The 25,748-nt window shown below is 68.9% G+C and carries 17 protein-coding genes and 3 pseudogenes; 6 read left to right on the top strand and 14 right to left on the bottom strand.

The genetic code is table 11. The features are described from left to right. Positions 1 to 5: 5 nt before the first annotated feature. The 4 genes from OSC30_RS11545 to OSC30_RS11530 form a co-directional block, all read right to left on the bottom strand. On the bottom strand, positions 6 to 1,673 hold the full coding sequence (locus OSC30_RS11545) for a M28 family metallopeptidase (RefSeq protein WP_425474746.1): 1,668 nt from the start codon (positions 1,671 to 1,673) through the stop codon (positions 6 to 8). Positions 1,674 to 1,934: 261 nt separating this feature from the next. Beyond that, on the bottom strand, positions 1,935 to 4,724 hold the full coding sequence (locus OSC30_RS11540) for a hybrid sensor histidine kinase/response regulator (protein ID WP_267171993.1): 2,790 nt from the start codon (positions 4,722 to 4,724) through the stop codon (positions 1,935 to 1,937). Positions 4,725 to 4,827: 103 nt separating this feature from the next. Then, complete coding sequence (locus tag OSC30_RS11535; RefSeq protein ID WP_267171992.1) at positions 4,828 to 6,777, bottom strand: hybrid sensor histidine kinase/response regulator; 1,950 nt, start codon at positions 6,775 to 6,777, stop codon at positions 4,828 to 4,830. 89 nt (positions 6,778 to 6,866) lie between these two features. After that, positions 6,867 to 7,472 (bottom strand): class I SAM-dependent DNA methyltransferase, encoded by a 606-nt coding sequence (locus OSC30_RS11530; RefSeq protein ID WP_267171991.1) that lies wholly within the window; start codon positions 7,470 to 7,472, stop codon positions 6,867 to 6,869. Between the two features lie 102 nt (positions 7,473 to 7,574). On the opposite strand from OSC30_RS11530, the gene OSC30_RS11525 reads away from it, so the two are divergent. After that, complete coding sequence (locus OSC30_RS11525; RefSeq protein ID WP_267171990.1) at positions 7,575 to 7,868, top strand: hypothetical protein; 294 nt, start codon at positions 7,575 to 7,577, stop codon at positions 7,866 to 7,868. A gap of 134 nt (positions 7,869 to 8,002) precedes the next feature. On the opposite strand, the gene OSC30_RS11520 is transcribed toward OSC30_RS11525, so the two are convergent. From OSC30_RS11520 to OSC30_RS11510, 3 genes are all read right to left on the bottom strand, one after another. After that, positions 8,003 to 8,920, bottom strand: a complete 918-nt coding sequence (locus OSC30_RS11520; protein WP_267171989.1) for a sensor domain-containing protein — start codon at positions 8,918 to 8,920, stop codon at positions 8,003 to 8,005. Further along, on the bottom strand, positions 8,920 to 9,318 hold the full coding sequence (locus tag OSC30_RS11515; protein WP_267171988.1) for a PadR family transcriptional regulator: 399 nt from the start codon (positions 9,316 to 9,318) through the stop codon (positions 8,920 to 8,922). The genes OSC30_RS11520 and OSC30_RS11515 overlap by 1 nt, the downstream gene beginning before the upstream one ends. A 99-nt stretch (positions 9,319 to 9,417) precedes the next feature. Further along, positions 9,418 to 11,211 (bottom strand): PAS domain-containing protein, encoded by a 1,794-nt coding sequence (locus tag OSC30_RS11510; protein ID WP_267171987.1) that lies wholly within the window; start codon positions 11,209 to 11,211, stop codon positions 9,418 to 9,420. A 584-nt stretch (positions 11,212 to 11,795) separates the two neighbouring features. Here OSC30_RS11510 and OSC30_RS11505 point away from each other — a divergent pair. After that, positions 11,796 to 13,412 (top strand): ABC-F family ATP-binding cassette domain-containing protein, encoded by a 1,617-nt coding sequence (locus OSC30_RS11505; protein ID WP_267171986.1) that lies wholly within the window; start codon positions 11,796 to 11,798, stop codon positions 13,410 to 13,412. Between the two features lie 30 nt (positions 13,413 to 13,442). Here the strand turns inward: OSC30_RS11505 and OSC30_RS11500 are convergent, their stop codons facing one another. From OSC30_RS11500 to OSC30_RS11470, 7 genes and pseudogenes are all read right to left on the bottom strand, one after another. Beyond that, a complete protein-coding gene (locus OSC30_RS11500) occupies positions 13,443 to 13,823 on the bottom strand; it encodes a response regulator (protein WP_267171985.1) in 381 nt (126 codons plus the stop codon). Then, positions 13,823 to 14,200: pseudogene (locus OSC30_RS11495) on the bottom strand (ATP-binding protein); the annotation flags it as partial. The gene OSC30_RS11500 and the pseudogene OSC30_RS11495, both read right to left, overlap by 1 nt. Positions 14,201 to 14,917: 717 nt before the next feature. Then, positions 14,918 to 15,271, bottom strand: a pseudogene (locus OSC30_RS11490) (CHASE sensor domain-containing protein); the annotation flags it as partial. Between the two features lie 50 nt (positions 15,272 to 15,321). Then, positions 15,322 to 15,945, bottom strand: a complete 624-nt coding sequence (locus OSC30_RS11485) for a TOL_0243 family YfiR-like periplasmic protein (RefSeq protein WP_267171984.1) — start codon at positions 15,943 to 15,945, stop codon at positions 15,322 to 15,324. A gap of 48 nt (positions 15,946 to 15,993) precedes the next feature. Then, entirely contained in the window at positions 15,994 to 17,931 is a 1,938-nt protein-coding gene (locus OSC30_RS11480; RefSeq protein WP_267171983.1) for a TOL_0244 family TonB-dependent receptor, read from the bottom strand. A gap of 445 nt (positions 17,932 to 18,376) precedes the next feature. Beyond that, positions 18,377 to 19,429, bottom strand: a complete 1,053-nt coding sequence (locus tag OSC30_RS11475) for an NAD(P)-dependent alcohol dehydrogenase (protein WP_267171982.1) — start codon at positions 19,427 to 19,429, stop codon at positions 18,377 to 18,379. 307 nt (positions 19,430 to 19,736) lie between these two features. Further along, a complete protein-coding gene (locus OSC30_RS11470; protein WP_267171981.1) occupies positions 19,737 to 21,149 on the bottom strand; it encodes an FAD/NAD(P)-binding protein in 1,413 nt (470 codons plus the stop codon). 668 nt (positions 21,150 to 21,817) lie between these two features. Between OSC30_RS11470 and OSC30_RS11465 the strand changes: the two genes are divergently transcribed. The 4 genes and pseudogenes from OSC30_RS11465 to OSC30_RS11450 all read left to right on the top strand — a co-directional run. Continuing rightward, positions 21,818 to 22,816, top strand: a complete 999-nt coding sequence (locus OSC30_RS11465) for a sulfate ABC transporter substrate-binding protein (protein WP_267171980.1) — start codon at positions 21,818 to 21,820, stop codon at positions 22,814 to 22,816. 1 nt (position 22,817) lies between these two features. Continuing rightward, positions 22,818 to 23,642, top strand: a complete 825-nt coding sequence (gene cysT / locus OSC30_RS11460; RefSeq protein ID WP_267171979.1) for a sulfate ABC transporter permease subunit CysT — start codon at positions 22,818 to 22,820, stop codon at positions 23,640 to 23,642. Then, complete coding sequence (gene cysW, locus OSC30_RS11455) at positions 23,639 to 24,490, top strand: sulfate ABC transporter permease subunit CysW (RefSeq protein ID WP_267171978.1); 852 nt, start codon at positions 23,639 to 23,641, stop codon at positions 24,488 to 24,490. The genes cysT and cysW overlap by 4 nt, the downstream gene beginning before the upstream one ends. Positions 24,491 to 24,659: 169 nt before the next feature. Beyond that, positions 24,660 to 25,703 (top strand): annotated as a pseudogene (locus OSC30_RS11450) (sulfate/molybdate ABC transporter ATP-binding protein); the annotation flags it as partial. Positions 25,704 to 25,748: the final 45 nt, after the last annotated feature.

Genomic DNA, 25,748 nt, shown 5'->3' with positions numbered 1-25,748 from the left:
GAGGTTTACTTGCGCTGGTTGGCGGTCTTGTCGCGGACGGCGCGGAATTCGGAATCCTTCGACCATGCCGGCCAGGCGTCGGAGTCGGCGAGCTGGTAGCCCAGCTGGTACAGCAGGCGCAGGTCGTGCGCCATGCCGGCGAAGCTCCAGCTGGCCTGCCATTCGTCCGAGGGCTGGTGGTAGTGCTCACGGTTGTAGCGCTTTCCGGCGGCCTCGCCCGCCGCCTTGCCGCCCTCGACCAGGTCGTTGCCCGACTCGAAGGAAAGCGCCGGCACGCCCTGCTTGGCGAAGGAGAAATGGTCGGACCGGAAGAAGCTGCCCGCTTCCGGATGCGGATCGGGTGCGAAGCTCATGCCGTAGGTCTTGGCCAGCGCGATCAGCCGGTCGAGCAGGCCGAACCTGGCGTTGCCGGAGATGCTGAAGTTGCGCGCCGCGCCCTGCGGGTCGAGGGCGTCGAGGTTGATGTCGGCGACGGTCTTGCCCACCGGATACAGCGGGTGGGTGGCGTAGTACTCCGAGCCGAGCAGGCCCTTTTCCTCGGCGGTGACGTTGAGGAAGACCACCGACCGCTCGGGCCGGGGCGCGTGCGCGAAGGCGCGGCCCAGTTCGATCAATGCGGCGGTACCGGTGGCGTTGTCCACCGCGCCGTTGTAGATGCGGTCGCCGCGGGCGTCGGGTGCGCCCACGCCCAGGTGGTCCCAGTGGGCGCTGTAGATCACCGTCTCCTCCGGGCGCCTGGCACCCTCGACGCGGGCGACGATGTTCTGCGAGGTGATCACCTTGGCGTCCACGTCGTACTTTGCCGAGAAGCTCACGCCATCGAGCGTCACCGGCTTGAAGCCGCGCGTCTGCGCCTGCTTTTTCAATGCCGCGAAATCCAGCCCGGCGGCCTTGAACATCTGCACTGCCAGGTCGTGCTGGATCCAGCCTTCCAGCGTGGGATGCTCGGCGGCCGGCTTGTCGCGCACGATGTCAAACTGCACGTTGGTGTTGGAGTTCTTCACCGTGGCCCAGCCGTAGGACGCCGGCGCGGTCTCGTGCACCACCAGCATGCCCAGCGCGCCCTGGCGCGCGGCTTCTTCGTACTTGTAGGTCCAGCGACCGTAATAGGTCATCGCCTTGCCACCGAAGTCGCCGTGGCCGGTCTCGAAATCGGGGTCGTTGACCAGCACCACACCGATCTTGCCGTGCAGGTCGACGCCCTTGAAGTCGTTCCAGTTGCGCTCCGGCGCCTTGACGCCGTAGCCGACGAACACCAGCGGGGCGTTCTCGATGTCGACCTTGCGCGTGCCGTCCATCGCCGCGCGCACGGCGATCTGCTCGCCCTGGGTCAGCGTCCGGGTGTTGCCGTCCTCGGTCAGCGAGAAGGCCGGCGTGCCGACGATCTCGAAGCGGCCCAGCGGCACCGGCTGGGTCCAGGTGCGCTTGCCGTCGACGATCGCGCCGCCGGGCGAAAGGCCGGCTGCCTTGTACTGCGCGATCACGTAGTCGATCGTCTTGGTCTCGCCGGGGGTGGCCGGGCCGCGGCCCTCGAACGCATCGGAGGACAGCGTCTTGACCTCCTGCGACAGGCGCTGCGGATCGAACGTGGGCACGTCGGCGGCCTGCGCAGCGGCTGCGGGCAGGGATGTGAGCAGGGCCGCGGCAAGGGCGGAAGCGGGCAATCGGTTCACGAAAGGCACCTTTGCGTGGAAGGAACCCCTGCATGGTAGGCATGCGGCGCTGGAATTCCCACCGCGTGGAGGAATGCTGCGTAGGCGGCGTCTGGCAAGAGCGGCCCCTCACCCAACCCTCTCCCCGGAGGGGAGAGGGCTCAGGTTTTCACTCATTGGCGGGGGGATGTCGCGCTTTGCTCCCTCTCCCCTCCGGGGAGAGGGCTGGGGTGAGGGGCCGGGGCTCGCGGGGAAGTCGCCTACTTCGGCGCCGGCGTCGCACTACCGGCCGATCACTGCCCTCACCTTGCGCTCCAGCTCGTCGTCGCGGAACGGCTTCTGCACCACGCGCTCGTCGCCGATACCCGCCAGCGCGGTCTGGTCGGCGTAGCCGGTGACGAACAGCACCGGCAGGCCGGGACGGCGCGTGCGGGCCTGCTGGGCGACCTCGACGCCGTTCATGCCGGGCATGGCGAAATCGGCCACCAGCAGATCCACCTGCGCGGTGCGCTCGAGCAGGTCCAGCGCGGCACCACCGGAACCGGCTTCAAGCACCTCGAAGCCGAGCTGGCGCAGCCGTGCGGCGGTAACGTCGCGCACCGCGTTGTCGTCATCGACCAGCAACGCGTAGCGGCGTTGCGGCAACGGCTCGACGTGCTCGCGGGTTTCCGGCGCACTGATCCCGCCGACAGCTACGCTGTACGCGCGCGGCAGGTAGACCCGTATCGTGGTGCCCTCGCCGGAACGGCTTTCGATGCCCACGCCGCCTCCCGATTGCTGGGCGAAGCCAAGCACCTGCGCCAGCCCCAGGCCGGATCCCTTGCCCACCGCCTTGGTGGTGAAGAACGGCTCGAACGCGTGCGCGCGCACTTCCTCGGTCATGCCCGAGCCGGTGTCGATCACGGTAATGGCGACATAGTCGCCCGGCACCGGCTCGCCCGGCTGGCGCGGTTCGTCGGCCAGCGCCGCGTTGGACGTCTCGATGGTGAGGCCGCCGCCCACCGGCATCGCATCGCGCGCGTTGATCGCCAGGTTGAGGATCACCAGCTCGATCTGGGTCGGGTCGACCAGCGCGCTCCACAGGTCCGGCTGCAAGCGCGTGGTGACGTCGATGCTGCCGCCCATGGTGCTCTTGAGCAGTTCGCTCATACCCTGGACGGTGCCGTTGAGGTCGACCACCTTGGTTTCCAGCCGCTGCCGGCGCGAGAACGCCAGCAACTGCGACGTGAGCGTGGCGCCGCGCAAGGCCGCCTTGCGCATCAAGTCGAGCCGCCGGCGCACCTGGGGGTCGTCTACCGCCATCTCGATCAAATCGAGGTTGCCGAGCACGATGGTGAGCAGGTTGTTGAAATCGTGCGCCACGCCCGAGGTGAGCTGGCCGACCGCCTCCAGCCGCTGCATCTGGCGCAACGTCGCCTCGACCCGCTCGCGTCCTTCGATCTGGTTACGCAACTGGCGGTTGGCCGCCTCCAGCTCTTGCGCGGCGATCTTTTCGTGGGTCACGTCGCGCCCCACGACATAGATCGATTCGCCCTCGGCGACCGCGGTCCAGGCGATCCAGCGCCAACCGCCGTGGTCGCAGCGCAGGCGGCACTCGAACGGCGGCGCCGCGTCGCCACGTTCGAGGCAGTCCAGCACCGCGCGGGCCCCGGCGCGGTCCTCGGGATGGACGAACTCCAGCAGCGGGCGCGTCAGCCAGTTGGCTTCGTCGTAGCCCAGGATGCAGGTCCAGGCGGGGTTGATGGTCTTCAGATAGCCGTCGAACCCGGCCACTGCGAACAGGTCGCGGCTGAGCTCGAACACGCGCTCGCGCTCGCGCCCGATCCGCACCGCAGCCTCCTGCAAGTCGCGGTTGCGCGCCTCCAGCGTGGCGCGCTGGTGGTGCGTGCTGGTGACGTCCTGGTTGACCCCGATCATCCGCCGGGTGCCGTCCGGATCGGTGGCGGGAGTGCCGCGGGAACGGATCCAGCGGGTCTGGCCGTCTACCCGGATGCGGAACTCGATGTCCACCGGCTGGCCGCTTTGCGTGCTGCGCAGCACCGCTTCGTCGACGGCGACGCGATCTTCCGGATAGACCTGCGCCAGCCACGCCTGTTCGGGGGTAATTCCTGCCTCCGGGTCGAGCCCGAACAATTCATACATCTCGCGCGACCAGCTGGCATCGCCGGACGGGAGTTCCCACTCCCAGACGCCGATGTTGCCGATGCGCTGGGCGAGCTTCAGCCGCGCCTCGCTGCTGCGCAAGGCCTCCTCGGCGCGGCGGCACCCGGTGACGTCCATGAGCACGCCCACGGCACGCACCGGCTCGCCGTCCTCCAGTTGCAGTTCGGCGCGCAGCAGCAGCCAGCACGGCTCGCCGTCGGGGCGGATGTAGCGATACTCGGTCTCGATGAACCGTTCACCGCGCGCCAGCGCCGCACGGGCGCAAGCTTCCACGCGCTCCCGCTCGCCGGGCGGGTTGCCGGCCCGTATCTGCTCACGGGTCGGTTGCGCATCGGCGGGAAAGCCCAGCAACCGGTTGAGTTCGGGCGAGCCGACCAGGGTGTCGTTGCGCAGGTCGGCCTCCCAGACGGCCATGCGGCCGGCATCGATGGCCAGCTGCAGCCGCGTCCTGCTTGCCTCCAGCGCTTCGCCCAGGCGCCGGCGCTCGGTCACGTCCTGCAGCGTGCCGATGTAGCGCACCGCGCGCTCGGCCCCGTCGACCGTGGCGAACATCGCCTCGCCGTGGGCGACCACCCAGCGTACCTGGCCGTCCTCGTGCACGACACGGTATTCGTAGGGCAGGCGTTCGCGGATGGCCGGGTCGAGCGCGCGCAACAGCATCGCGTGCGTGCGCGGCAGGTCCTCCGGATGGGTACGCGCCTGCAACTGCTCCATCCGCAACGGCTCGTCACCCTGCGGCAGGCCGCAGATTTCGCGGGCGCGAGGGGAATAAAAAAAGCTGTTGTCGCGCAGGTTCCAGTCCCAGATGCCCAGCTGCGCCACGCGCGTCGCCAACTCCAGATGCGCTTCGCTGCCGAGCGGCGCGTCGGCCGACGCATCCGTGGAGGACGCTTCCGCACGGTCTTGCATGACAACTTTCCCCGTACCTGAGGGCCTGCCGGCACTTTACCCCAAGGCCGTGCATGCGGCGCCTGCGCGAGGCCCGACGCAATGTCCGTCCGCTGGCGGGCGCTCAGCCGATCTCGTCGGTGACGCCGACTTGGCCCTGCGCGTCGCTGATCGCCCGGTAGAGGTCGCGCTTGTTGAAGGGCTTGCCGAGCCGGACCAGATCGGGCACCAGATCCATCGGCAGCTCGGCATAGCCGGAGGCCAGCACGATCGGCAAGCCAGGGTTGCGCTCGCGCAGGTGACGGGCCAGCCGGGAGCCGGGCATGCCGGGCATGGCCTGATCGGTGACCACCACATCGACCTGCCCGCCCGCATCGATGAACGCCAGCGCCTCCTCGGCGGAGAGCACGCCATGGACGTCGTAGCCCATGTCCTCGGCCATCGCCATGGTGCTCAGCAGCACCAGGTCGTCATCATCCACCAGCAGCAGGGACAACGGCTCGCTGGCCTGGAGCTCGCCCTCGTCCTGCGGGTCCCCGGCCGCGGCCGGCTGCTGCGCATCGGCGTGGGCGGCGGCGACCGGCAGCCAGATTTCCACCGTGGTGCCCCGGCCCGGCTGGCTCTGCAGCAGCAGGCGCCCACCGGATTGCTCGGCCAGGCCGTAGGCCATCGACAGGCCCAGTCCGGTGCCCTTGCCCACGCCCTTGGTGGTGAAGAACGGCTCGGTGGCACGATTGATGGTGGCGTTGTCCATGCCGTGGCCCTCGTCGGCCACCCACAGGCAGACGTATTCCCCCGGCGGCAGCGCGGTCGAGTGGCCCTCGGCCACGTATTCCCCGCGCGCGCCGATTTCCAGCCGACCGCCACCGGACATTGCGTCGCGGCCGTTGACGGCGAGGTTGAGCAGGGCCAGTTCCATCTGGTTGGAGTCGATCAGCACCTTCGGCAGCTGCAGCGGAAAACTGGTGCCGATGCGGATTTCCGGCCCCAGCGAGCGCCGCAGCAGGTCGGCCATGCCGTGCACCAGCAGCGGCAGTTCGACCGGTCGCGGATGCAGCTCCTGGCGCCGCGCGAAGGCGAGCATGCGCTGGGTCAGCGCCGCGCCGCGTTGCGCACCGGCCAGCGCGTTGTCCAGCAGCATTTGCGGGCGAGGCGCCGATGGCAGCCATTTGCGCAGCAGCTCCAGGTTGCCCATCACGGCCATCAGCAGGTTGTTGAAATCGTGCGCCACGCCACCGGTGAGCTGGCCGATTGATTCGGTCTTCTGCGATTGGAACAGCGCCTCGCGGGTCGCCAGCAATTCGTCTTCCGCTTGCTTCTTTTCGGTCACGTCGCGGGTGATCTTGGCAAAGCCGACCACCTTGCCATTGTCGTCGGTGAGCCGGTCGATCACTACGTGCGCCCAGAAGCGCGTGCCGTCCTTGCGCGTGCGCCAGCCCTCGCCCTCATAGACGCCCTTCTCGCGCGCGATCGCCAGGTTGCGCGCGGGTTGGCCCAGGCTGGCATCCTGCTCGGCATAGAAATTGCCGAAGTACTTGCCCAGCACTTCTTCTTCGCGATAGCCCTTGATGCGCTCGGCGCCGGCGTTCCAGCTGGCCACACAGCCGTCCGGGTCGAGCATGTAGATGGCGTAGTCGCGCACACCCTGCACCAGCAGGCGCAACTGCTCCTGACTGCGCCGCAGCGCCTCTTCGGCCGGCTGTCCTTTACTGCTGTCGCGGGCGATCGCGGCGAAGCCGACCAGGTGTCCGTCGGACTCGTCACGGATCGGATCGAGCACGACCTGCGCCCAGAATCGTGATCCGTCGCTGTGCAGGCGCCAGCCGTGGCTCTCGTGGCGCCCGTCGCGGACGGCCGCTTCCAGTGCCTGCGCAGGCAGGCCGGCGGCGCGGTCTTCCGAGGTGTAGAACCGGGCAAAGTTGTCGCCCATCGCCTGCGCGGCGGACAAGCCGTAGCACCGCTCGGCGCCGGCGTTCCAGCTGGTGATGCGGCCGTCCGGCTCGAGGTAATAGATGGCGTAATCGGTAATCGCCTCGACCAGCAGGCGATATTTGCTTTCCCCGGATATGGACATGACGACCCTCTGTGGCTTCGACCGCCAAGACGGGCTGGCGACCGAAGCGCCGGATTATCCCGCTTTCACACGGCGCCGGCGTGAAAGTCTCATGCAACGGCGGCCCGCTCCAGCGCCGCCACGTGCCGCTCCAGGCGCGGACCAAGGTAACCGTGCGAGCCGCAAGGCAACAACCCGGCCTGCCCGAAGTGGCGAAGGTACCAGGCGGGCGGGCGCGAGAAAAAACCCTCGCGGTCGCCCACCACCTCGTCGCGGCTGGTGAACACCTCCAGGAACGCCACGCCCTCGAGCATCTCGACGATGCCGACCAGGCCCGCGCGGATCTCGGCCGGCTTGAGGTAGTGCAGCACGTCGGTACACACGATCAGGTCGACACGGCTGTCGAAGCGCAGGTGCTCGAGCTGGCCGAAGCGCGCCAGCCCGATGTTGCGGCTGCGTCCGTAGCGAGCCACCACGTAGGCGCTGGCGTCCAGGCCGCGGTATTGCACGCCCGGCCGCAACGCGCGCAGCGGCGCGCGCCAGGGAGCCTCGCCGCAGCCGATGTCCAGCACGTTGCGCAGCGGCCGGCCCAGGTAGTACTCGGCCTGCGCCACCGCCAGCGTCACCTTGCGTTTCAATTCGGTACTCGAGGCCACCGCGTGGCGCGGGTCGCGGTACCACTTGTCGAAATAGGCGCGATCGTAGGTCTTGGGCATGGCGGGCGGTCGGCAAAGAAACGCATGGTACGGCCTGACAATCACCCGACGCACACGCCGCCGGCTCCAGCATTTTTGCACCGACCCGCCTGGAGCCAGACCATGTCCATGATCCGCCTGCGCCTGATCGGCGACCGCGGCGCCGCCGATTCGATCATCAGCGTGCTGCATGGCATCGACGGCATCGAGCACGTCGAGGAGATCGAGGACTTCATGCTGGGCGTGCGCGACGATTCCAGTTCGGCCGACCTGGTCGACGACAGCGAAGGCCGGGTCTTCATGCTGGAAGTCGATGCGCCCAACGACATGTGCGCCGATACCGTGCGGGTAGTGGCCGAATCCGAAGCGCGACGGCTGGACGCCGGGCTGGAGATCGTCGACGGCGAGGGTTTCTAGCCCACAACCGGAACCCCGCCGGTGGGCTGAAGCCCACCCTACCTCTCGTCAGCCGCTCCCCGTAGGGTGGGCTTCAGCCCACCACCGCGCCATCCGGAACCGTGCTGGTGGGCTGAAGCCCACCCTACTTGTTTTCAGCCGCCCCGCACCAGCAGGTGCCGCGCGACGTGGCCGTGCATGCGGCCCAGTCCGCGTGCCAGGTGCAGCGTGGCGAACAGCAGCAGCACACCCAGCACGCACAGCGCGATCGCATCGCCCCAGCCCGGCACGTGCTCGCCGAAGCCCCAGTCGATTACGGGCTGGCCGTTCACGTAAATGTGCGACATCCAGCGTGGTCCGAATGCCCAGGCTACCGGCGCACCGATGAAGCCCACCGACACCGACACCAGTGTCACCGCGATCGTGAAGTAGACGATGCCGAGCGGGAGCATCAGCAGCATGTAGAGCAGCGTGGTCCAGGTGCGCGCATCGGTGAACATCGCGCCGATGCGTTTGAGCAACGTCAGGTCACTCGTCGGATACGGCGGGCGGCGCGGCATGCGGGCGCCCAGCATGGCCTCCACGATGCGTCCCTCGACCAGAGACAGCACCCGCACCGAGCCGAAGAACAGCACGATGAACGGCAGCCCGACGATCAGCACCGACAGGCCCGCCGAAAGCGACACGCCGGTGACTGCCCAGGTGAAGTAGAAGATGCCCGTGGCCAGCGCCAGCACCATGTAGAACAGCGCGCCGTAGGTGCGCGGATCGGCTGCCACGCCGAAGAAGCGACCGGCCAGCGAGCGGCGCTTTGGCGGCGGCGGCGGGCGCAGCGCGCGCTGGATGCGGATCTCCTGGTCGCGATAGAGCTCGGCCACCTCATCCGGTGCGCCGTAGCTGCCCACGACGTGGGCCAGCATGTCCGCCTCGCTGCGTGCGGGCTGTTCGGCGAGCTCGGCTCGCAGGTGTTCCTCCGCGTCGTAGAGCGCGTCCTGCAACAGTGCCGGGTCGGCACCGCGCAGCGCGAGGCGCAGCTGGTCGAGGTATTCGTTGATCGTGCGCGGTGCGTTCATCACACCTCTCCTTGAAGGACCTTGTCGACGGAATGGCGCGTGGCGTTCCAGGCTGCGACCCACTCGCGCAGCACCTCCCGCCCCGACGGGGTAACGCGGTAGTAGCGGCGCGGCGGCCCGCTCACGGAGGGTTCCACCTCACTAGCAAGCAGCCCGGCCGCCTCCAGGTTGCGCAGCACCGGGTAGAGCGCGCTCTGCTTGCCCGCCAGCACGCCCTCGCCCAGTTCTTCCAGCCGCTTGGCGATCTGGTAGCCGTACAGCGGCTGCCGCGAGCGCTCCAGCACCGCCAGCAGCACCAGCGACACGGTGCCCGACGACAATTCCTTCTGGAATTTCTTCAGATGGTTTGCCCGCTCGTCCACACGCTCGCCTGCACTGCCGCCTGGGGTGGAGTGCATGTTAGTGCGAAGTTCGTACTAGTGAATGGGCCTGAAGTCATGTCCGCGCAGCGCGGCCACGAATGCGGAGAGCGGGCCGAGCCGGCACGGCGGATCGGTCTAGGCCGGGGGGTCCACCAGCAGTTGCCCGATCGGCACGGATACGCGCACTTCGAGGCCCTCCGGCCGCCAGGTGCGGGTGAGCTCGCCGGCCAGTTGATCGCGCAGGGTCAGGTCGACCAGGCGGCTGCCGAAGCCCGTGCCCTGCGGTTCGCGCACCACCGGGCCGCCCTGCTCGCGCCAGTGCAGCGTGAAGCGCGCCGCCGAACGCTCGCCGCAGACCCGTACGTTTCCGTCCGGCACGGCGAAGGCGCCGTACTTGGCCGCGTTGGTCGCCAGCTCGTGGATAGCCAGCGAGAGCGGTGTGATGGCGCGCGGATCCAGCATGCCGTCGTCGCCGGTTACCTCGATGCGACGATGACCTTCCAGCGCGTACGGGCGCAGCAGGCGGCGGGTCAGTCCCAGCACGGTGGCGCACTGCCCGGCCGGGTCTTCGTCGCGGCCGTGCGGGCGGGCGTAGTCGTGCGCCTCGCTGAGGGCCATCAGCCGTTCGAGCAGTTCGTCGGCAAACCCCCGGCATTCCGGAAACTGCCGGACGCTCAGGCCTACCAGCCCCGAGATCACGGCAAAGATGTTCTTGATCCGGTGGCTCAACTCGCTGCTGGCAAGTTCCAGTTGGTCGGCAAAGGCAATCTGTTCGTGGATGTCGGTGCAGGTGCCCATCCAGCGAAGGACGCGGCCCGCCTCGTCGTGCACCGGATGGGCACGGCCAAGCACCCAGCGGTAGACACCCGAGCGGTGGCGCAGGCGGTATTCGATCTCGTAGGGCTCGCCGGTGGACAGGCTGTGCCGCCAGCGCTCGAAGGTGCGGCCGCGGTCGTCCGGGTGGAACAGGTTCGACCAGTCGTCCCCGTCGGTCGAGCCGGGCACCGCGCCGGTGAATTCATACCAGCGGTGGTTGAAGAAATCGTGGTAGCCATCCGGCCGGGCGGTCCAGATGATCTGGTCGACCGAGTTGACGATCGCACCCAACGACGCATGGCTGCGCTCGAGCGCTCGCTCGATCTGCTTGCGCCGGGTGATTTCCAGGAACAGCACCGCGAACCGCTCGCCGCCCAGCGCATGGGCGCGGGCCTCGTAGGCCCGGTGTCCCAGCGTGGGTATCTCCACCTCGAACGCGGACGGATCGCCACTGTCCACGACGGCGCCGTAACGCTGTATCACGCTGTGGGGGAAACCGGGGATGACCTCGCTGACGCGGCGTCCCAGCACGACGCTGACCGGGCGGTCGGTCTGCCGGGTAAAGGCCTGGTTGACTTCGAGGAACACGAAATCGACCACCTGGCCGGAATCGCGGACGACCTCGGCGACGAAGAAGCCTTCGCTGATCCGTGCAAACAACTGTCGGTACTGGCTGTCGTCCAGCCCCGCGCTGATCGGCCCTTCGACGCGATCGAGCCGGCCGCTGTCGGCCGGCGCATGGATGCGCCGCACGCTGTCGGCGGCGTCGTAGACGAACTGAAAAGCGCCGATGCGTTGTCCCTGCGCGCCCCACAGCGGGGAAAACTTCATCTCGTAGCTGCGCCGCTCCCTCCGGCCGAACTCGGCGATTTCCTTGAAGGTTTCCCCGGTGAGCGCCCGGCCCCACATCTCCCTTACCTCGGCCTGCTGGACGGGCAGATGCGAAAGCAGTTCCAGCATCGAGTCGCCGCGCCGGGGGCGCACGCCAAAGATGCGTTCGAACTCGTCGGCGCTCGCCTTGTTGACGGCCAGCAGACGGTAGTGGCGGTCGGCCACCTGGATCATCGCCGTGCTGGCGTCGATGACCTGCTGCAGGATGTCCAGGTCAGGCATTCCGTCGCCATCGGCGGGCCCGGGCCCCTCAGGGCCGGACGCAGGAGGCGGTCCGTTCGATCGTTGTCGGGTCATGGCGCCATCGCGCCCTCGGTTGGCCAAATCGGAACACCCTCGAGGCATCTTCGGGAAAGTGGTGGCTCGGGGATCAACGGGGCGTCGGTCGTTCGTGAAATCCTGCGGCAACGGTTGGCCTTGCAAGCGGTGCTGGTCCGCCGCGCTTCGTTGTGGGATGGCACGCGTGGGCGATCGGGCGGCAGAGCCTCGCCCACAAGTGGGCTCCTACAAGGGATCGCGAAGCGAAAAGCCGGTCGATCTCTGTACGAGCGCACCTGTGCGCGACCGTGAGCTTGGCGCGCACACCGGCGAAAGGTTCGAGCAAGCGGGCGCGCTGGCGTGGCGGGGTTCTTGTAAGATGCCGCGCTCCCAGGGAGATCCAGCGGACATGTGAGCAAGGCGATTCCTTCGCAGGCCCATCGCGGACCCGAGTGATGCCGTTCGCCGCCGTGGCGGCGGGGATCCGGTGCCGCCGGTCCCATCGCTGCGCGGCCTCGGCGGCCGCCGGCCCGACGGAGAATCCCCGCATGTCCGATACGCGCATCCGCGTTTCGCAACTGAGTTTTGCCTGGCCGGACGGCCGCCAGGTGTTCCACGACCTGTCCTTCCAGTTGGGGTCCTCGTGCACCGGCCTGGTCGCGCCCAACGGCGCGGGCAAGAGCACGCTGTTGCGGTTGCTGGCCGGCGAGCTGCAGCCGCTCGCCGGCCAGGTCGCCATCGATGGCGCCGTCGGCTACCTGCCGCAGAAGCTGCCGCTGGACGGCGACGCCAGCGTCGCCGACGTGCTGGGCATCACGCCCAAGCTCGACGCGCTGGCGGCGATTGCCGCCGGCGACGTCCGTCCTGCGCTGTTCGATACCGTGGGCGAGGATTGGGACATCCAGGAACGCTGCGGCGCCGCGCTGGCGCGCCTGGGACTGGCCGGCGTTCCCCTGCGGCGGCGACTGTGCACGTTCAGCGGCGGCGAGGCGATGGCGCTGGGACTGGCGGCGCAACTGCTGCGTCGGCCCGGGGTGCTGTTGCTGGACGAGCCGACCAACCACCTCGACGGCGACGCGCGCCAACGCGTGTACCGGATGCTGGAGGACTGGCCGGGCTGCCTGCTGGTGGCCAGCCATGACCGCGACCTGCTTTCGCGCATGGGGCAGATCGCCGAACTCGGCCGCTCCGCGCTGCGGCTCTACGGCGGCGGATACGGCTGCTACCGGGACGCGGTGCAGGTCGAGCAGCAGGCGGCCGAACAGGACGTGCGCAACCTGCGCCAGGAGGTCCGCCGCGAGAAGCGCCAGATGCAGCAGGCGCGCGAACGCGCCGAGCGTCGCGCCGGCAACGCCGGCCGCAACCTGGCCAGCGCCGGACTGCCGCGGATCGTGGCCGGCAACCTCAAGCGCGCCGCGCAGGTTTCCGCCGGCAAGGCCGACGACGTCCATGCCGCGCGGGTGGACCAGGCACGGGCACTGCTGGGCGAGGCCACGCGCGCGCTGCGCGAGGACGCGGCGCCGGATTTCTCGCTGCCCGCGACCTGCGTGCCCACCGGCCGGCTGGTAGTCGCAGGCAGTCAGCTCGGCATGCAGCAGGGAAAGCGCGTGCTGTTCCGCGACGTGGACCTGACCCTTCGCGGGCCAGAGCGGATCGCCGTCGGCGGCGCCAACGGCGCGGGCAAGACCACGCTGCTGCGGCTGCTGGCCGGCGAGCTTGCGCCGCAGTGCGGAAGCCTGCGGCATGGTCCGGGACGCGTGGCCTACCTGTCGCAACGGCTGGACCTGCTCGACCCGGGCCGCACGGTGGCGGAGAACTTCGCTGTCTTCGCCCCGGCCATGCCCGCGGTCGAGCGCGCCAACCTGCTGGCGCGGCTGGACTTTCGCGGCGAGCGGATGCAGTTGCCGGTGGATGCGCTGTCCGGCGGCGAGCGCCTGCGCGCGGTGCTCGGTTGCGTGCTGCATGCCGAACCCGCGCCGCAATTGCTGTTGCTGGACGAGCCGACCAACAACCTCGACCTGGCCAGCATCGGCCAGTTGGAGCAGGCGCTGATCGCCTACCAGGGCGCGCTGGTGGTGGTCAGCCACGACGAGGCGTTCCTGCAGGCGATCGGGCTGACCCGGCGGCTGGAGCTGCTCGACGGTCGCCTGCGGGAGCGGCCGTGAGCGGTGGCGGCCGACGGCGCGTGGCCTGCCTCAGGCCTCCAGCGCGGCCGTCACCATGCCCGGCAGGGTCTCCAGCGAGAACGGCTTCTGCAGCACGCGGTAGACCACCGACTGCAAAGCCGGCGGCAGCGGCGAGGGTGCGTAGCCGGTCATCAGGATGACCTTCATGCCCGGACGCAGCGTGCGGGCGGCCTCGGCGACCTGGTAGCCGTCGATATCGGGGAGCTTGATGTCGCTCAGCAGCACGTCGATGCGCAGGTCCGATTGCAGGGCCTGTACGCCGGTATTGCCGTCGCTGGCCTCGACCACGTTGAAGCCGGCGTCTTGCAGGCCTTCCATGACCAGCTCGCGCAGGAAGGCCTCGTCTTCGACCAGCAGGATATGGGGGATGGAGGTGTCGGCAGAAGGCATTACGCTTCCTCGGGGATGGTTTCGCGGGGGGCGCGGGGAAGAACGATGTGGATGGTGGTGCCGCGGCCAACCCGGCTCTCGATGCTGGCGACGCCCTGGGACTGCTCGACATAGCCGAGGATGGTGCTGAGCCCCAGGCCGGTGCCCTTGCCGACCGGCTTGGTGGTGAAGAACGGATCGAAAGCCTTGCCGCGCACCTCGTCGCTCATGCCCACGCCGGTGTCGACCACGCGCAGGTGCACGTAGTCGCCGTCGGCCAGTTCGCCCATCGGATGCCGGGCGTCGACACGCGCGTCGTCGGTGCAGATGGAGATCGTCCCGCCGTCGGGCATGGCGTCGCGCGCATTGATGACCAGGTTGAGGATGGCGTTCTCCATCTGGTTGGAGTCGCACAGCACCGGCCACTGCGAATCGAGCCGGTAGTCGATCCTCCAGCTCGAACCGACCGAATGGTCCAGCAGCGGCTGGATGCTGCGGATCAGTTCGTCCAGCCGCAGCGAGCGCGGCGTCAGCGGTTGGCGCCGCGCAAAGCTGAGCAGGCGCTGGGTCAGGCTGGCGGCACGGTCGATGCCGTCCTGGGCCATGTCCAGGTAACGCTGGATCTGGCGATGGCGGGTCTGGCGCTGCTGGAAGAAAGCGTTGTCGCCGACGCTCTGGGGCGACGGGGCCTGATTATCGTCGTGATCCTCGCCAGCGGCGATGCGTTCGCGCTCGAACTCGTTGCGCTCGGCGACCGGGTCGCTCTGAAGCACCTGCTTCTGCAGCCGGGTCAGGCTGCCGCGGATGATCATCAGCAGGTTGTTGAAGTCATGTGCGATGCCGCCGGAAAGCTGGCCGATCGCTTCCATCTTCTGGCTCTGGCGCAGCGCTTCCTCGGTACGCGCGCGATGCTCCATTTCCGCGCTGAGCCGACGGTTGGCCGTGGCCAGCGCGCGTGCGCGCCGCTGCAGCGCGGCGTTGGCGCGCGTGAGCACGCGCTGCGCCAGGATCAGCGCGGACAGCATCAGCAGGGCCATGATGGTCAGCAGCACCACGCCGCTGTAGCGCGCCACCTGCACCATCAGCGGCGCGTCCGTGGCGCGCAGGTAGACGCTGCCGATGGTGGTGGTGCCCTGCCGCGCCGGCACGGCCACCAGCAGATGGTCGCGCGGCAGCCGCCCGCCACTGCCCAGGCTGTCGGCGATGGGCTGGCTGCCCGTGCGCTGGAAGCCCGCCACCTGGCGGTGCATGTCGTTGTATACGGCCGCCGCATCCAGGCGCGGATCGAGCTTCAACGCGTTCACGTACTCCTGCGCGGTGGCGCGATCGTTGAAAGCGATGGCGGCGGTGACGCTGGCGGCCAGGATCTTCGCCTGCACGGTGAGCTGGCGGCGGTGTTCGGTGTGGGCCGCGTGGTACTGGTAACCCGCCGCGAGTGCGCCGGCGAACAGCAACAGCCCCGCCGCCACCAGTGCCACCACGGGCCGGAAGCCGAACGGCTGGCCGTTGCCGCGCGGCTTCACGAGGGTTCCCTCACGGCCAGCGCCAGGCTGAGCAGCTTGGAGTTGATGGTCAGATGGTTGCGCGCGGCCTCGCCGGTATCGATCACGAACCGCACGCGCCCGCTGCGGATCACGAACTGCACGATGCCGCCCTCGCCCGGTGCGGTCGAATCGACCACGGTCAGCACCGGCTTGCCGCTGACCGCGTCGAGCGCCTTGCGGATGTTCTGCGAGGGCAGCCGGCTGATGAACACGATCTGGCAGTCGACCTCGGGCGTCAGCGTCTGGAGCCTGAGCACCTCGAACGGATGCGTGCCCAGGCTGCGTCCGGCCACGGCCTGCTTGAGGTAATCGTCGAACGGGTCGTCGCCGGCCACGCAGATGCGGAACGGCTGCTCCGGCGAGGTGAACGTGGTGGGCGGCCAGTTCACGAAGGGCGCCAGCTTGTACAGATAGGTGGCCTTGACCGCATATTCCAGCGAGACGTCCGACGGTGCGTGCTGCTGCCGTGGCGACGAGGATGCCTGGCACGTCGCGCACGCCAGCAGCAGCACGAGCAGGCAGGCCGCGCCGCGCGGGCGCGTGGCCGCGAGCCGGGCAAGCCATGTAGCCGCGCGGGTACGCAGGGCGTATCGGGGCATGGCGCGGCGGGCGGGAATCGGCATCTCCTGGACGGTCTGGCGTGCGCGTCAGAACTTCACGCGGGCGTCGAGCGATACGCTGCGCGCGATGCGATCGCTGTCGGGAAAGACGTATTCCTGGTGCCAGGAGCGCAGCAGGTTGAAGCCGGACAGCGACAGTTCCAGATCGTCGTTGACCATCCAGCCCAGGCGGGCGTCGAGTTCCACGTAACCGGGCACCCTGGGATCGGGCAAGGCGCCGACGCCGCGCAGATCGGCATACAGTGTCCAGCGGTCGGACAGGTTCATCATGGAGCGCACGAAACCCTGGCGGTCGGGATCGTCACCCGCCTGCGCGGCGCCGAGCACGCCGCTCGCGCCGGGCTTGAAGCCCAGGCGCTTGCGCTGGGTGGTGAAGCCCGCGCCCAGCTGCCACCAGTCGCGCACCGCGTAGCTGCCCCAGGCCTCCAGGCCATAGGTGTGGCCCTCCATCCCGTTGCCCCACGTCAGCGGCAACCCGGTCGGAGAGAACTCGATGGTTCTCAGGTCGTCATAGACGTTGTAGTAAAGCGACACCGACACCGTGGCGCGCGTGGCCACCTGCGCGCGCCAGCCGGCTTCGTAGGCGGTCAGCTTTTCGCGTTTGAACGCCGGATTGCCGACCACGAAGGTGACGTCGCCGAGCTTCTCGATGACGTCCTCGTCGAAGGGCGTCGGCGTGCGCACCGCGCGCGACGCGGCGGCCCACAGCAATACGTTGCGGGTGGGATGCCAGGACAGCCGGGCATTGGGCATCGTCGACACGCCCGAGTAAGGGTCGTGCTCGGCCTTCAGGCCGAGCGTGAGCTGCGTGCGCGGGTTGAACGAGATCTGGTCCTGGATGAAGGCGTTGGCCAGGTTCTGGGTGTCGCGCGACGGGTCCCACAGCAATGAATCGGTGACAGCGATGCGCGGCATGATGTCGTAGCGGTACACGCGGTCGCCGATGCCCCACACGATCTGGTGGTGCTTGCCCACGGCCAGGTTGTGCTGCGCCTCGATGTCCCAGGTGTCGAGCGAGAATCCGCTGCCATCGCCCTCGCTGAGGCGGCGCACGTGGTCGAAATAGGTCTGCAGCTGGAAGCTGGAGGTGCGGCTGATCGCATGCTGCCAGCGCGCCACCACGTCGCCTTCGGTGTTGCGCGAATCCACGCCGTCGGGATGATGCTGGCGGCCGTCGTGCAGGTCGCCCTGGACCATGAACGCGTCATCGGCGCTGGCGTCCCAGTCCACGCGGAACCCGATCTGCGGCTTGCGCCAGCCGTCGTGCGCGTCCTGGCCGGCGCTGTTGTCGAACGAGCGCCGGCGGGACTCCCCCGCGTACAGCCGGTAGTGCGCGTTGCTGCCCAGCGCGCCACCGTATTGCATGGCCACGCTGCTCTCCAGGGTACCGGCGCGCACGTGGAACATGCCACCCTGGGTGTCGGCGGTATTGCGGGTGATGATGTTGATCACGCCGTTGACCGCATTGGCGCCCCACAGCGTGCCACCGGGCCCACTGACCACTTCGATGCGCTCGATGTTCTCCGGCATCACGAACTGGTCGTCCCAGTACATGCCCGAGAAGATCGGCGAATACACGCTGCGGCCGTCGATCAGCACCAGCAGCTTGTTCGCGAAATTCTGCGCTTCGTTGTTGCCGCTGAACCCGCGCGAGGTGATGACGTAGCTGCCGGGGCTGGTCTGGAAGACCTGCAGGTTGGGCGCCAGCCGCAGGATGTCGGGCATGTTCCGGGCGCCCGAACGCATGATGTCGTCGTGGCTGATCACGTAGACCGCGGCGGGCGCCTTGCCCAGCGGTTCGGGACTCTTGGCCACCGAGGAGACGACCAGCTTGCCCAGGTCCTCCAGCGACAGACTGCCCAGGTCCGCCGGCGGCATGGCCCCGGCGCAGGCCACGTCGATCGAAAGCGCCAGCAGGCCCAGCGCGGCGATCCCGCGCGTGCACGCAAGCATCCTGGCAGTCATGCCGTTGGTTCTTCGCTGGAGGACATCGGGCGGCGCATGGGAGCCTTCCTTCGGGGTCGTACAGATACAGCGGCTGCAACCGCCTCGGGTTGAGGCCGCCAGGTCCTGGAAAAACAATGCCGATCGTAGCCGATCCGGCCGGGGTTGCCCTTGGCTCCGGGGTCGGACCGATAGTGTAGCGTCACTGCCGTGACCCGCGTCTCGTTCGAGGCCGCGGGTGGCCGTGCCGGCGCCAGGCAGGCGCTTGTACGGCCGTTCGGCTCCCCGCGCGCCAGGTAAGACTCCGCAAGCTTTCAGCGAATCCTGCAGGAGTCCACTTGTGGGCGATGCCTTTGGCGGCCTGATGAGGCGTAAAAGCATCGCCCCCAAGTGAGCTCCTACAAGAGCCGCATGCGCATGAGGTTCTTCGAGAATTCCCCGGGGCGTGAGAAGGCCCTGACCGGCCTTACGCGGCCAGCGAGCCGTTGTCGATCACGAAGCGGTACTTCACGTCGCTGCGCTGCATGCGGTCGTAGGCCTCGTCGATCTTCTGCGCCGGAATCATCTCGATGTCGGCCACGATGCCGTGTTCGGCGCAGAAATCGAGCATCTCCTGGGTCTCGGCGATGCCCCCGATCAGCGAGCCGGCGATCGCGCGGCGGCCGAAGATCAGCTGGCCGATGTTCGGACTCGGGTGCGCGTGCTCCGGCACGCCGACCAGGCACAGCGTGCCGTCGCGCTTGAGCAGACGGGTGTAGGCGTCCAGGTCGTGGCTGGCGGCGACGGTGTTGAGAATGAAGTCGAAGCTGCCGGCATGTCTGGCCATGTCCTCGGGGTTCTTCGAGATCACCACCTCGTCGGCGCCCAGGTCGTGGGCATCCTGGCGCTTGGACTCGGAGGTGGTGAAGGCGACCGTGTGCGCGCCCATGGCGTGGGCCAGCTTGATGCCCATGTGGCCCAGCCCGCCGATGCCGACGACGCCCACTTTCTTGCCCGGGCCGGCACCCCAGTGACGCAGCGGCGAATAGGTGGTGATGCCCGCGCACAGCAACGGCGCCACGGCGGCAAGCTGGTCTTCCGGGTGATGGATCTTCAGCACGAAGCGGTCGTTGACCACGACCTGCTGCGAATAGCCGCCCAGCGTGTGGCCGGGCGCGTCCGGCGTCTTGCCGTTGTAGGTGCCAACGAACCCGCTCTCGCAGAACTGCTCCAGCCCCTCGCTGCAGGAGCCGCAGTGCTGGCAACTGTCGACCATGCAGCCGACGCCGACGGTGTCGCCCACCTTGAACCCGGTGACCTGGTCGCCGACGGCACTGATGTGACCGACGATCTCATGGCCGGGCACGCAGGGATACTGTGTACCGCCCCATTCGGAGCGCACCGTGTGCAGGTCCGAATGGCAGACGCCGCAGAAGGCGATGTCGATCTGCACGTCGTGCGGACCGGGCGGGCGGCGTTCGATGTCCATCGGCTCGAGCGACTTGTCGCTGGCCTGGGCGCCGTAGGCTTTGGTTTTCATGGGGGGGGCTCCTTGGGGGACGGAAAGAATCCGTCCATTGAACTCCATGGCGTTCGCCTGCGCGAGGGGTTCTTCCCGTAGATCCCGCTTTGCCTATCCCCACGCAACCGCATGTTTGCCAATGCGGCGCGGACCAGCTCCGCCCATGCTTGCAGGGGAGGTCGGGAGGGGGTAGCCCGTTCAGAGCGTAAGAGCACCCCTCCCCAACCCTCCCCTGCAAGCAGGGGAGGGAGCAGAGCAGATGCCTGCAGGAGCAAGGGGCTCGAGCCGCGTTACCTTCGCGAAAGCGCCATGCGCGCCGGCCGGCTTATCGCTGCACTTCCAGCGCGCGAAGTTCGGTCGCGCCTTCCGTGCCGCTGCTGGCCGCCAGCCGCGTCGCAAGTTGCCGGGCGGCGGCGCGGATCTCGGGCATGGCGCTGCATTCCCACAGGTTGCCGCGCAGCAGGGAGCCGATCGCATAGAGGCCCTGCTGGGGCTCGCCCTGCGCGTTGAGCAACTGGCCGCCCGGGTGCGCGGCGACGCCCAGTTGCAGCGCATCGGCCATGGCCAGGCCGTCGCGCAACAGCCGCGACAGTAGCGGATGCTCGGTATAGGCGACGGCGGTATCGAGGCCGGTGGCCTGCACCACCCGGTCGGCCACGAGGGCATGCACGCGCTGGGTGGCACGGTCGCGCACGGTCACTTCGAGCGGCCCGTGGCCGTCGACCTTGAGTACCCGCGCCGCCTGCACCTGCAAGCGACCGTCCTGGCGCAACCGCGCGATGGCCTGGGCCGACGCGGGCGCCAGCCGGTGGCGTGCCGCTTCCCACAGCCAGCGCAGGTGGCGCATGAACTGGCGGCGGCGCGCCATGTCCATCCGCCGCCACAACCGCGGGTTGAGCGGCCGGATGCCGTCGACGATGCTGCGCCAGTCGGCGTCGGGCGACGCCTCGATCGCCCGGCGTAGTTGCCGCAGCATGGCCAGCGGGCGGTCGCTGGCCAGCAGGGCGGCATCCAGCGCTGCCTGCCCGCGGTACGGCGGCAACGGCAGGACGGTGTGTTCGAACGGGAAACAGCCGTGGCGGGACAGCGCCACCAGCTCGGCATCCGGCCAGCGCGATGCCGCGGACATCAGCGTATCCACCGCCGTCAGGCCGGTGCCGATCACGAGCACGCGGCGCGGCGCCTGCCCGGGAGGAGTGGCCATGTGCCAGGGATCGAGCACGTAGGCGCCGCTGACCAACGCCTCGCGCGAGACGGTCTTCAGCGGCCGCGGCGAAAGCGAGCCCATCGCCAGCACCACGGCGTCGGCCTTCACCAGCGTGCCGCGCGCCAGCCGTACGGCGTAACCGCCGCTGCGCAGCGGCTCGACCTGCACCGCGTCGTCGCCGTGGATCTCGACCTGCCGCCCGCGCTGCAGGGCCGCGTCGGTGCACTCGCGCACCTGCGCCTCGATGAATTGACCGAACAATCCGCGCGGCAGGAAGTCGCTGCCGCTCACGCCGTCCAGCCGCTCCGAGGCGAATTGCAGGAAAGCCCCGTCGGCTCCCGAAAAGAGGCCCATGCCGGCCGCCCGCACGTTGAGCAGGTGATGGTCGCTGGTGGTGGCGTAGGCCACGCCCAGGCCGGGCACGGCGTGGTCGCCGGTTACCCAATGTACGCGGGCGATGTCCTGCCGCAGCAGTTCGCCGAACACGCAGGCGCCCGCCGCGCCGCCACCGATGATCGCAATGTCAGCCATACGCTTTTCCTGTTGCGGGATATCCCCATGGAGATCACTTGCGGCACCACGCGGACGCGCAGAATGCCGGAGCGTGGCGGCTCGTGCGGCGACACTCCATCACAGCATTCGTTAAATGCCGGCTACCCGCGTGCAAGGAAGGGATCGGCGCCCGTCTACACGTTTGCGCAACGTCATTCAGGCTCGGCGCGGAGGGGCTTCGGGCCTCGTTTTGCTCGCCCTCCGTGCGCCCTCGTCCCGGCCGGATTCCGAAAAGCGGAAGCCCGCGCGGCGCCCACGCAGCAGCGATTCGATTGTTAGTGAAAGGTGCAGGGGAAAACCCCGGAAAAGGCCACGAGCGTCTTGCGGAGGCTTAACGTGAGCTGTGTTCGAGTGCGGGCCGAGTACGCCGACCTTGCGAGATCGACCATGCGCGACGCATTCGACAGCCGAACGACCCGCCGGCACTCGCCACAAGACGCCACGCGCGTCCATGCCGGCCGACGGCCCATCCGCCGTCCCCGCCGTGGCGAGGCGGACGACCGGGACACCTCCCGCCACCGCGGCTAGACCTCCGGCCCGCTGCTCCCAGGGCACCCCATCCGCAGACGCGATCCGGCCGTACGGTCGCCGGACGGCTGCGCGCGCCGCACGGCGGCAATCCTCAATCCCATCATCGGAGAAGCGCCATGAAACTGCTCCCGGCTGTACTGACGCTCCTGGCCGCGCTGGCGACGACCGCCGTCGCCGCCAAGAACGTGACCCTGCTCAACGCCTCGTACGACCCCACGCGCGAGCTCTACCGCGACACCAACGCCGCTTTTGCCGCGCAGTGGAAGGCGCAGCACGGCGACACCGTAACCATCCGCATGTCCCACGGCGGCTCGGGCAAGCAGGCGCGCGCCGTGGCCGACGGCCTGCCTGCGGACGTGGTAACGCTGGCGCTGGCACGCGACATCGACGTGCTGGCCGAACGCGGCCTGCTCCCGCGCAACTGGCAGCAACGGCTGCCGGACAACAGCGCGCCGTACACCTCGACCATCGTGTTCCTGGTGCGCAAGGGCAATCCGAAGAAGATCCTCGACTGGTCCGACCTGGTACGCCCGGGCGTGCAGGTGATCACGCCCAACCCCAAGACCTCCGGCGGCGCGCGCTGGAATTTCCTGGCCGCCTGGGGCTACGCGCTCAGGCAGCCCGGCGGCAACGAGGCCCGCGCGAAGGCCTTCGTGCACGCGCTGTACAGGCACGTGCCGGTGCTGGACACCGGCGCGCGCGGCGCCACCAACACCTTCGTCCAGCGCGGCATCGGCGACGTGCTGTTGGCATGGGAAAACGAGGCGATGCTGGCCAGGCAGGAGATGGGCGGCAGCGACGTGGAGATCGTGGTGCCATCGATGAGCATCCTGGCCGAGCCGTCGGTGGCGGTGGTCGACCGCAACGTGGACAAGCACGGCACCCGCGCGGTGGCCGAGGCCTACCTGAAATTTCTCTACACCCCGCAGGGCCAGGCGATCGCGGCGAAGCACCACTACCGCCCGCGCTCGCCGCAGGTGATGGCGAAGTTCGCCAGCCGGTTCCCCAAGGTGCAACTTTTCACGCTGAAGGAGGTGTTCGGCGACTGGAACCAGGTGAACGCCAGGTTCTTCGCCGACGGTGCGATCTTCGACCAGATCGGCCCGGGGAACTGACATGCGACGGCGCATGCTTCCGGGCTTCAACCTCAGCCTCGGCTACTCGCTCAGCTACCTGGGCCTGATCGTGCTGTTGCCGCTGGCGGCGCTGACCTGGAAGGCCTCCGGACTGGGCCTGGGGGGCCTGGTCGAACTGCTGCGGGTGCCGCGCACCCTGGCCGCGCTCAAGCTCAGCTTCGGCGGCGCCACGCTGGCGGCGGCGATCAACGTGGTGGCCGGCCTGCTGGTGGCATGGGTGCTGGTGCGCTACCGGTTCCCCGGGCGACGCCTGTTCGACGCCGTGGTCGACCTGCCCTTCGCGTTGCCCACGGCGGTGGCGGGCATCGCGCTGACCGCGCTGTACGCACCCAACGGCTGGATCGGCCAGTGGCTCGCCGCGTTCGGCGTCAAGATCGCCTACACCCCTGCCGGCGTGCTGGTGGCGATGGTGTTCGTCGGCTTCCCGTTCGTGGTGCGCACGCTGCAGCCGGTGCTCGAGACGCTGGAGCACGACGTGGAGGAAGCGGCCGAGACGCTCGGCGCACGGCGCTGGCAAATCTTCCTGAGGGTGATCCTGCCGATGCTGGTGCCGACGCTGCTGACCGGCTTCGCGCTGGCGCTGGCGCGCGCGGTAGGCGAGTACGGCTCGGTGATCTTCATCGCCGGCAACATCCCGATGAAGTCCGAGATCGCGCCGCTGCTGATCGTGCAGAGTCTCGAACAGTTCGACTATGCCGGCGCGGCGGCACTCGGCGTGGCGATGCTGGCGTTCTCGTTCGTGCTGCTGCTGTTGATCACGCTGTTGCAGCGCTGGAGCCGGCGCTGGGCGGAGAACGCGCCATGAGCCGCCGATCGGCCGGCTGGCCACGCATGCTCGGGCGCGGCCTGCTCACGCTCGCCGCGATCGCCTTCCTGGCCGTGTTCCTGCTGCTGCCGCTGGCGACGGTGTTCGTCGAGGCGTTCCGCCAGGGCGCGGGCGCTTTCCTCGCCGCGGTCGGCCAGGACGAGGCGCGCTCGGCGATCCGGCTGACCGTGCTGGTGGCGGCCATCGCCGTGCCGCTGAACCTGGTGTTCGGCATCGCCGCGGCCTGGGCCATGGCCCGTTTCGAGTTCCGCGGCAAGGCCCTGCTCGGGGCCTTCATCGACCTGCCCTTCTCGGTTTCGCCGGTGGTCTCGGGGCTGGTCTACGTGCTGCTGTTCGGCGCGCAGGGCTGGTTCGGGCCGTGGCTGGAAGCCCACGGCGTGAGCATCGTCTTCGCCGTGCCCGGGCTGGTGCTGGCGACCATGTTCATCACCCTGCCGTTCGTGGCGCGCGAGCTGATTCCGCTGATGCAGGCGCAGGGCAACGGCGAGGAGGAAGCGGTCCGCGTGCTGGGCGCCAACGGCTGGCAGATGTTCTTCCGCGTGACGCTCCCGAACATCCGCTGGGCACTGCTGTACGGCGTGCTGCTGTGCAATGCGCGGGCGATGGGCGAGTTCGGCGCGGTGTCGGTGGTGTCCGGGCACATCCGCGGGCTCACCACCACGATCCCTCTGGAAGTGGAGATGCGCTACAACGAATACGACTACGTCGGCGCCTTCGCCGTGGCCTCGCTGCTGGCGCTGCTGGCGTTGGTGACCCTGGCGATCAAGATCGCGCTGGAATGGCGCTATGGCGACGAGCTTGCCGCGCATGCGCCCGGTGGGCGTTGAAGCCATGCCACCCCATCTATCCGCACCCCGCCCTTGCTCCTCCCCCTGCTTGCAGGGGGAGGCTGGGAGGGGGTTGTTCGAGCTGGCGAAAGAGCCGAAGAGCACCCCTCCCCAACCCTCCCCTGCAAGCAGGGGAGGGAGCCCTCGCTCCCTTCCGAGGAACCGACGCATGACCCTCGAACTGACCAGCCTCAATCGCCGATTCTCCGACTGCGCCGCGCTCAATGACGTCAGCCTCACCATCGCGCCGGGGGAGTTCCTGGCGCTGCTTGGGCCTTCCGGCTCGGGCAAGACCACGCTGCTGCGCATCCTGGCCGGGCTGGATTATCCGGAAAGCGGCAAGGTGAGCTGCAACGGCCGCGACTTCCTCGCCGCCGCACCGCGCGAGCGCAAGGTCGGGCTGGTGTTCCAGCATTACGCGTTGTTCCGCCACCTGACCGTGGCCGAGAACGTGGCCTTCGGCCTGCGCGTGCGGCCGCGGCGCACGCGTCCGAAGCGCGCCGGGATCGACGCGCGCGTCGAGCAGTTGCTCGCGCGCGTGCAACTGGACGGTTTCGGCAAGCGTTACCCCTCGCAGCTGTCGGGCGGCCAGCGCCAGCGCGTGGCGCTGGCACGCGCGCTGGCGGTGGAGCCGGACCTGCTGTTGCTGGACGAACCGTTCGGTGCACTGGATGCGCAGGTGCGCGTGACCCTGCGCCGCTGGCTGCGCCGGCTGCATGAGGAGCTCGGCCTGACCACGGTGTTCGTCACCCACGACCAGGAAGAGGCACTGGAGCTGGCCGACCGCATCGCCGTGATGAACCGCGGGCGCATCGAGCAGGTCGGCACGCCGCGGGAGATCTACCAGCAGCCGGCCACGCCCTTCGTGTGCGAGTTCATCGGCAAAACCAACCGGCTGGCGCTGCAACGCGAGGGCGGGCGGTTCGTTGCCGGCGGCCGGACCTTCGCCGACGACCCGTGGCTGGGCGAGCACGCGCAGGCGATCGCCTACGTGCGCCCGGAGCACCTGACGCTGTCCACTACGCCGCTGCCCGGCGCGTGGCGTGCGCGCCTGCGCCATGTCTATCTTGCCGGCGCCGTCGCCCACCTGGAGCTGGAGGTGGCCGCGCTGGACCACGCGCTGGAGGCCGATATCGCCAGCGAGGATCTGGCGCGGATGGGCCTGCATTCCGGCGACGAACTGCACGTCTCGCCCGGCCACGCGGTGATCTTTTCGCTCGATCGCGACGGCGGGGCGATCGCCGGCGATCGCTGGCTG

Origin of the sequence: Frateuria hangzhouensis (genome assembly GCF_026410505.1) — a bacterium.
In the GTDB taxonomy this organism is placed as follows: Bacteria; Pseudomonadota; Gammaproteobacteria; order Xanthomonadales; family Rhodanobacteraceae; genus Frateuria_A; species Frateuria_A hangzhouensis.
This window is presented reverse-complemented; position numbering and strand designations above follow the sequence as displayed.

Excerpts from the sequence above, each read along its gene's own strand:
- OSC30_RS11520 (WP_267171989.1), bottom strand. The coding sequence starts at position 8,920 with ATGAACGCACCGCGCACGATCAACGAATACCTCGACCAGCTGCGCCTC.
- OSC30_RS11530 (WP_267171991.1), bottom strand. The coding sequence starts at position 7,472 with ATGCCCAAGACCTACGATCGCGCCTATTTCGACAAGTGGTACCGCGAC.
- OSC30_RS11505 (WP_267171986.1), top strand. The coding sequence starts at position 11,796 with ATGTCCGATACGCGCATCCGCGTTTCGCAACTGAGTTTTGCCTGGCCG.
- OSC30_RS11465 (WP_267171980.1), top strand. The coding sequence starts at position 21,818 with ATGAAACTGCTCCCGGCTGTACTGACGCTCCTGGCCGCGCTGGCGACG.
- OSC30_RS11475 (WP_267171982.1), bottom strand. The coding sequence starts at position 19,429 with ATGAAAACCAAAGCCTACGGCGCCCAGGCCAGCGACAAGTCGCTCGAG.
- OSC30_RS11500 (WP_267171985.1), bottom strand. The coding sequence starts at position 13,823 with ATGCCTTCTGCCGACACCTCCATCCCCCATATCCTGCTGGTCGAAGAC.
- OSC30_RS11480 (WP_267171983.1), bottom strand. The coding sequence starts at position 17,931 with ATGACTGCCAGGATGCTTGCGTGCACGCGCGGGATCGCCGCGCTGGGC.
- OSC30_RS11510 (WP_267171987.1), bottom strand. The coding sequence starts at position 11,211 with ATGCCTGACCTGGACATCCTGCAGCAGGTCATCGACGCCAGCACGGCG.
- OSC30_RS11470 (WP_267171981.1), bottom strand. The coding sequence starts at position 21,149 with ATGGCTGACATTGCGATCATCGGTGGCGGCGCGGCGGGCGCCTGCGTG.
- OSC30_RS11485 (WP_267171984.1), bottom strand. The coding sequence starts at position 15,945 with ATGCCCCGATACGCCCTGCGTACCCGCGCGGCTACATGGCTTGCCCGG.
- OSC30_RS11535 (WP_267171992.1), bottom strand. The coding sequence starts at position 6,777 with ATGTCCATATCCGGGGAAAGCAAATATCGCCTGCTGGTCGAGGCGATT.
- cysT (WP_267171979.1), top strand. The coding sequence starts at position 22,818 with ATGCGACGGCGCATGCTTCCGGGCTTCAACCTCAGCCTCGGCTACTCG.
- cysW (WP_267171978.1), top strand. The coding sequence starts at position 23,639 with ATGAGCCGCCGATCGGCCGGCTGGCCACGCATGCTCGGGCGCGGCCTG.
- OSC30_RS11540 (WP_267171993.1), bottom strand. The coding sequence starts at position 4,724 with ATGCAAGACCGTGCGGAAGCGTCCTCCACGGATGCGTCGGCCGACGCG.
- OSC30_RS11525 (WP_267171990.1), top strand. The coding sequence starts at position 7,575 with ATGTCCATGATCCGCCTGCGCCTGATCGGCGACCGCGGCGCCGCCGAT.
- OSC30_RS11515 (WP_267171988.1), bottom strand. The coding sequence starts at position 9,318 with ATGCACTCCACCCCAGGCGGCAGTGCAGGCGAGCGTGTGGACGAGCGG.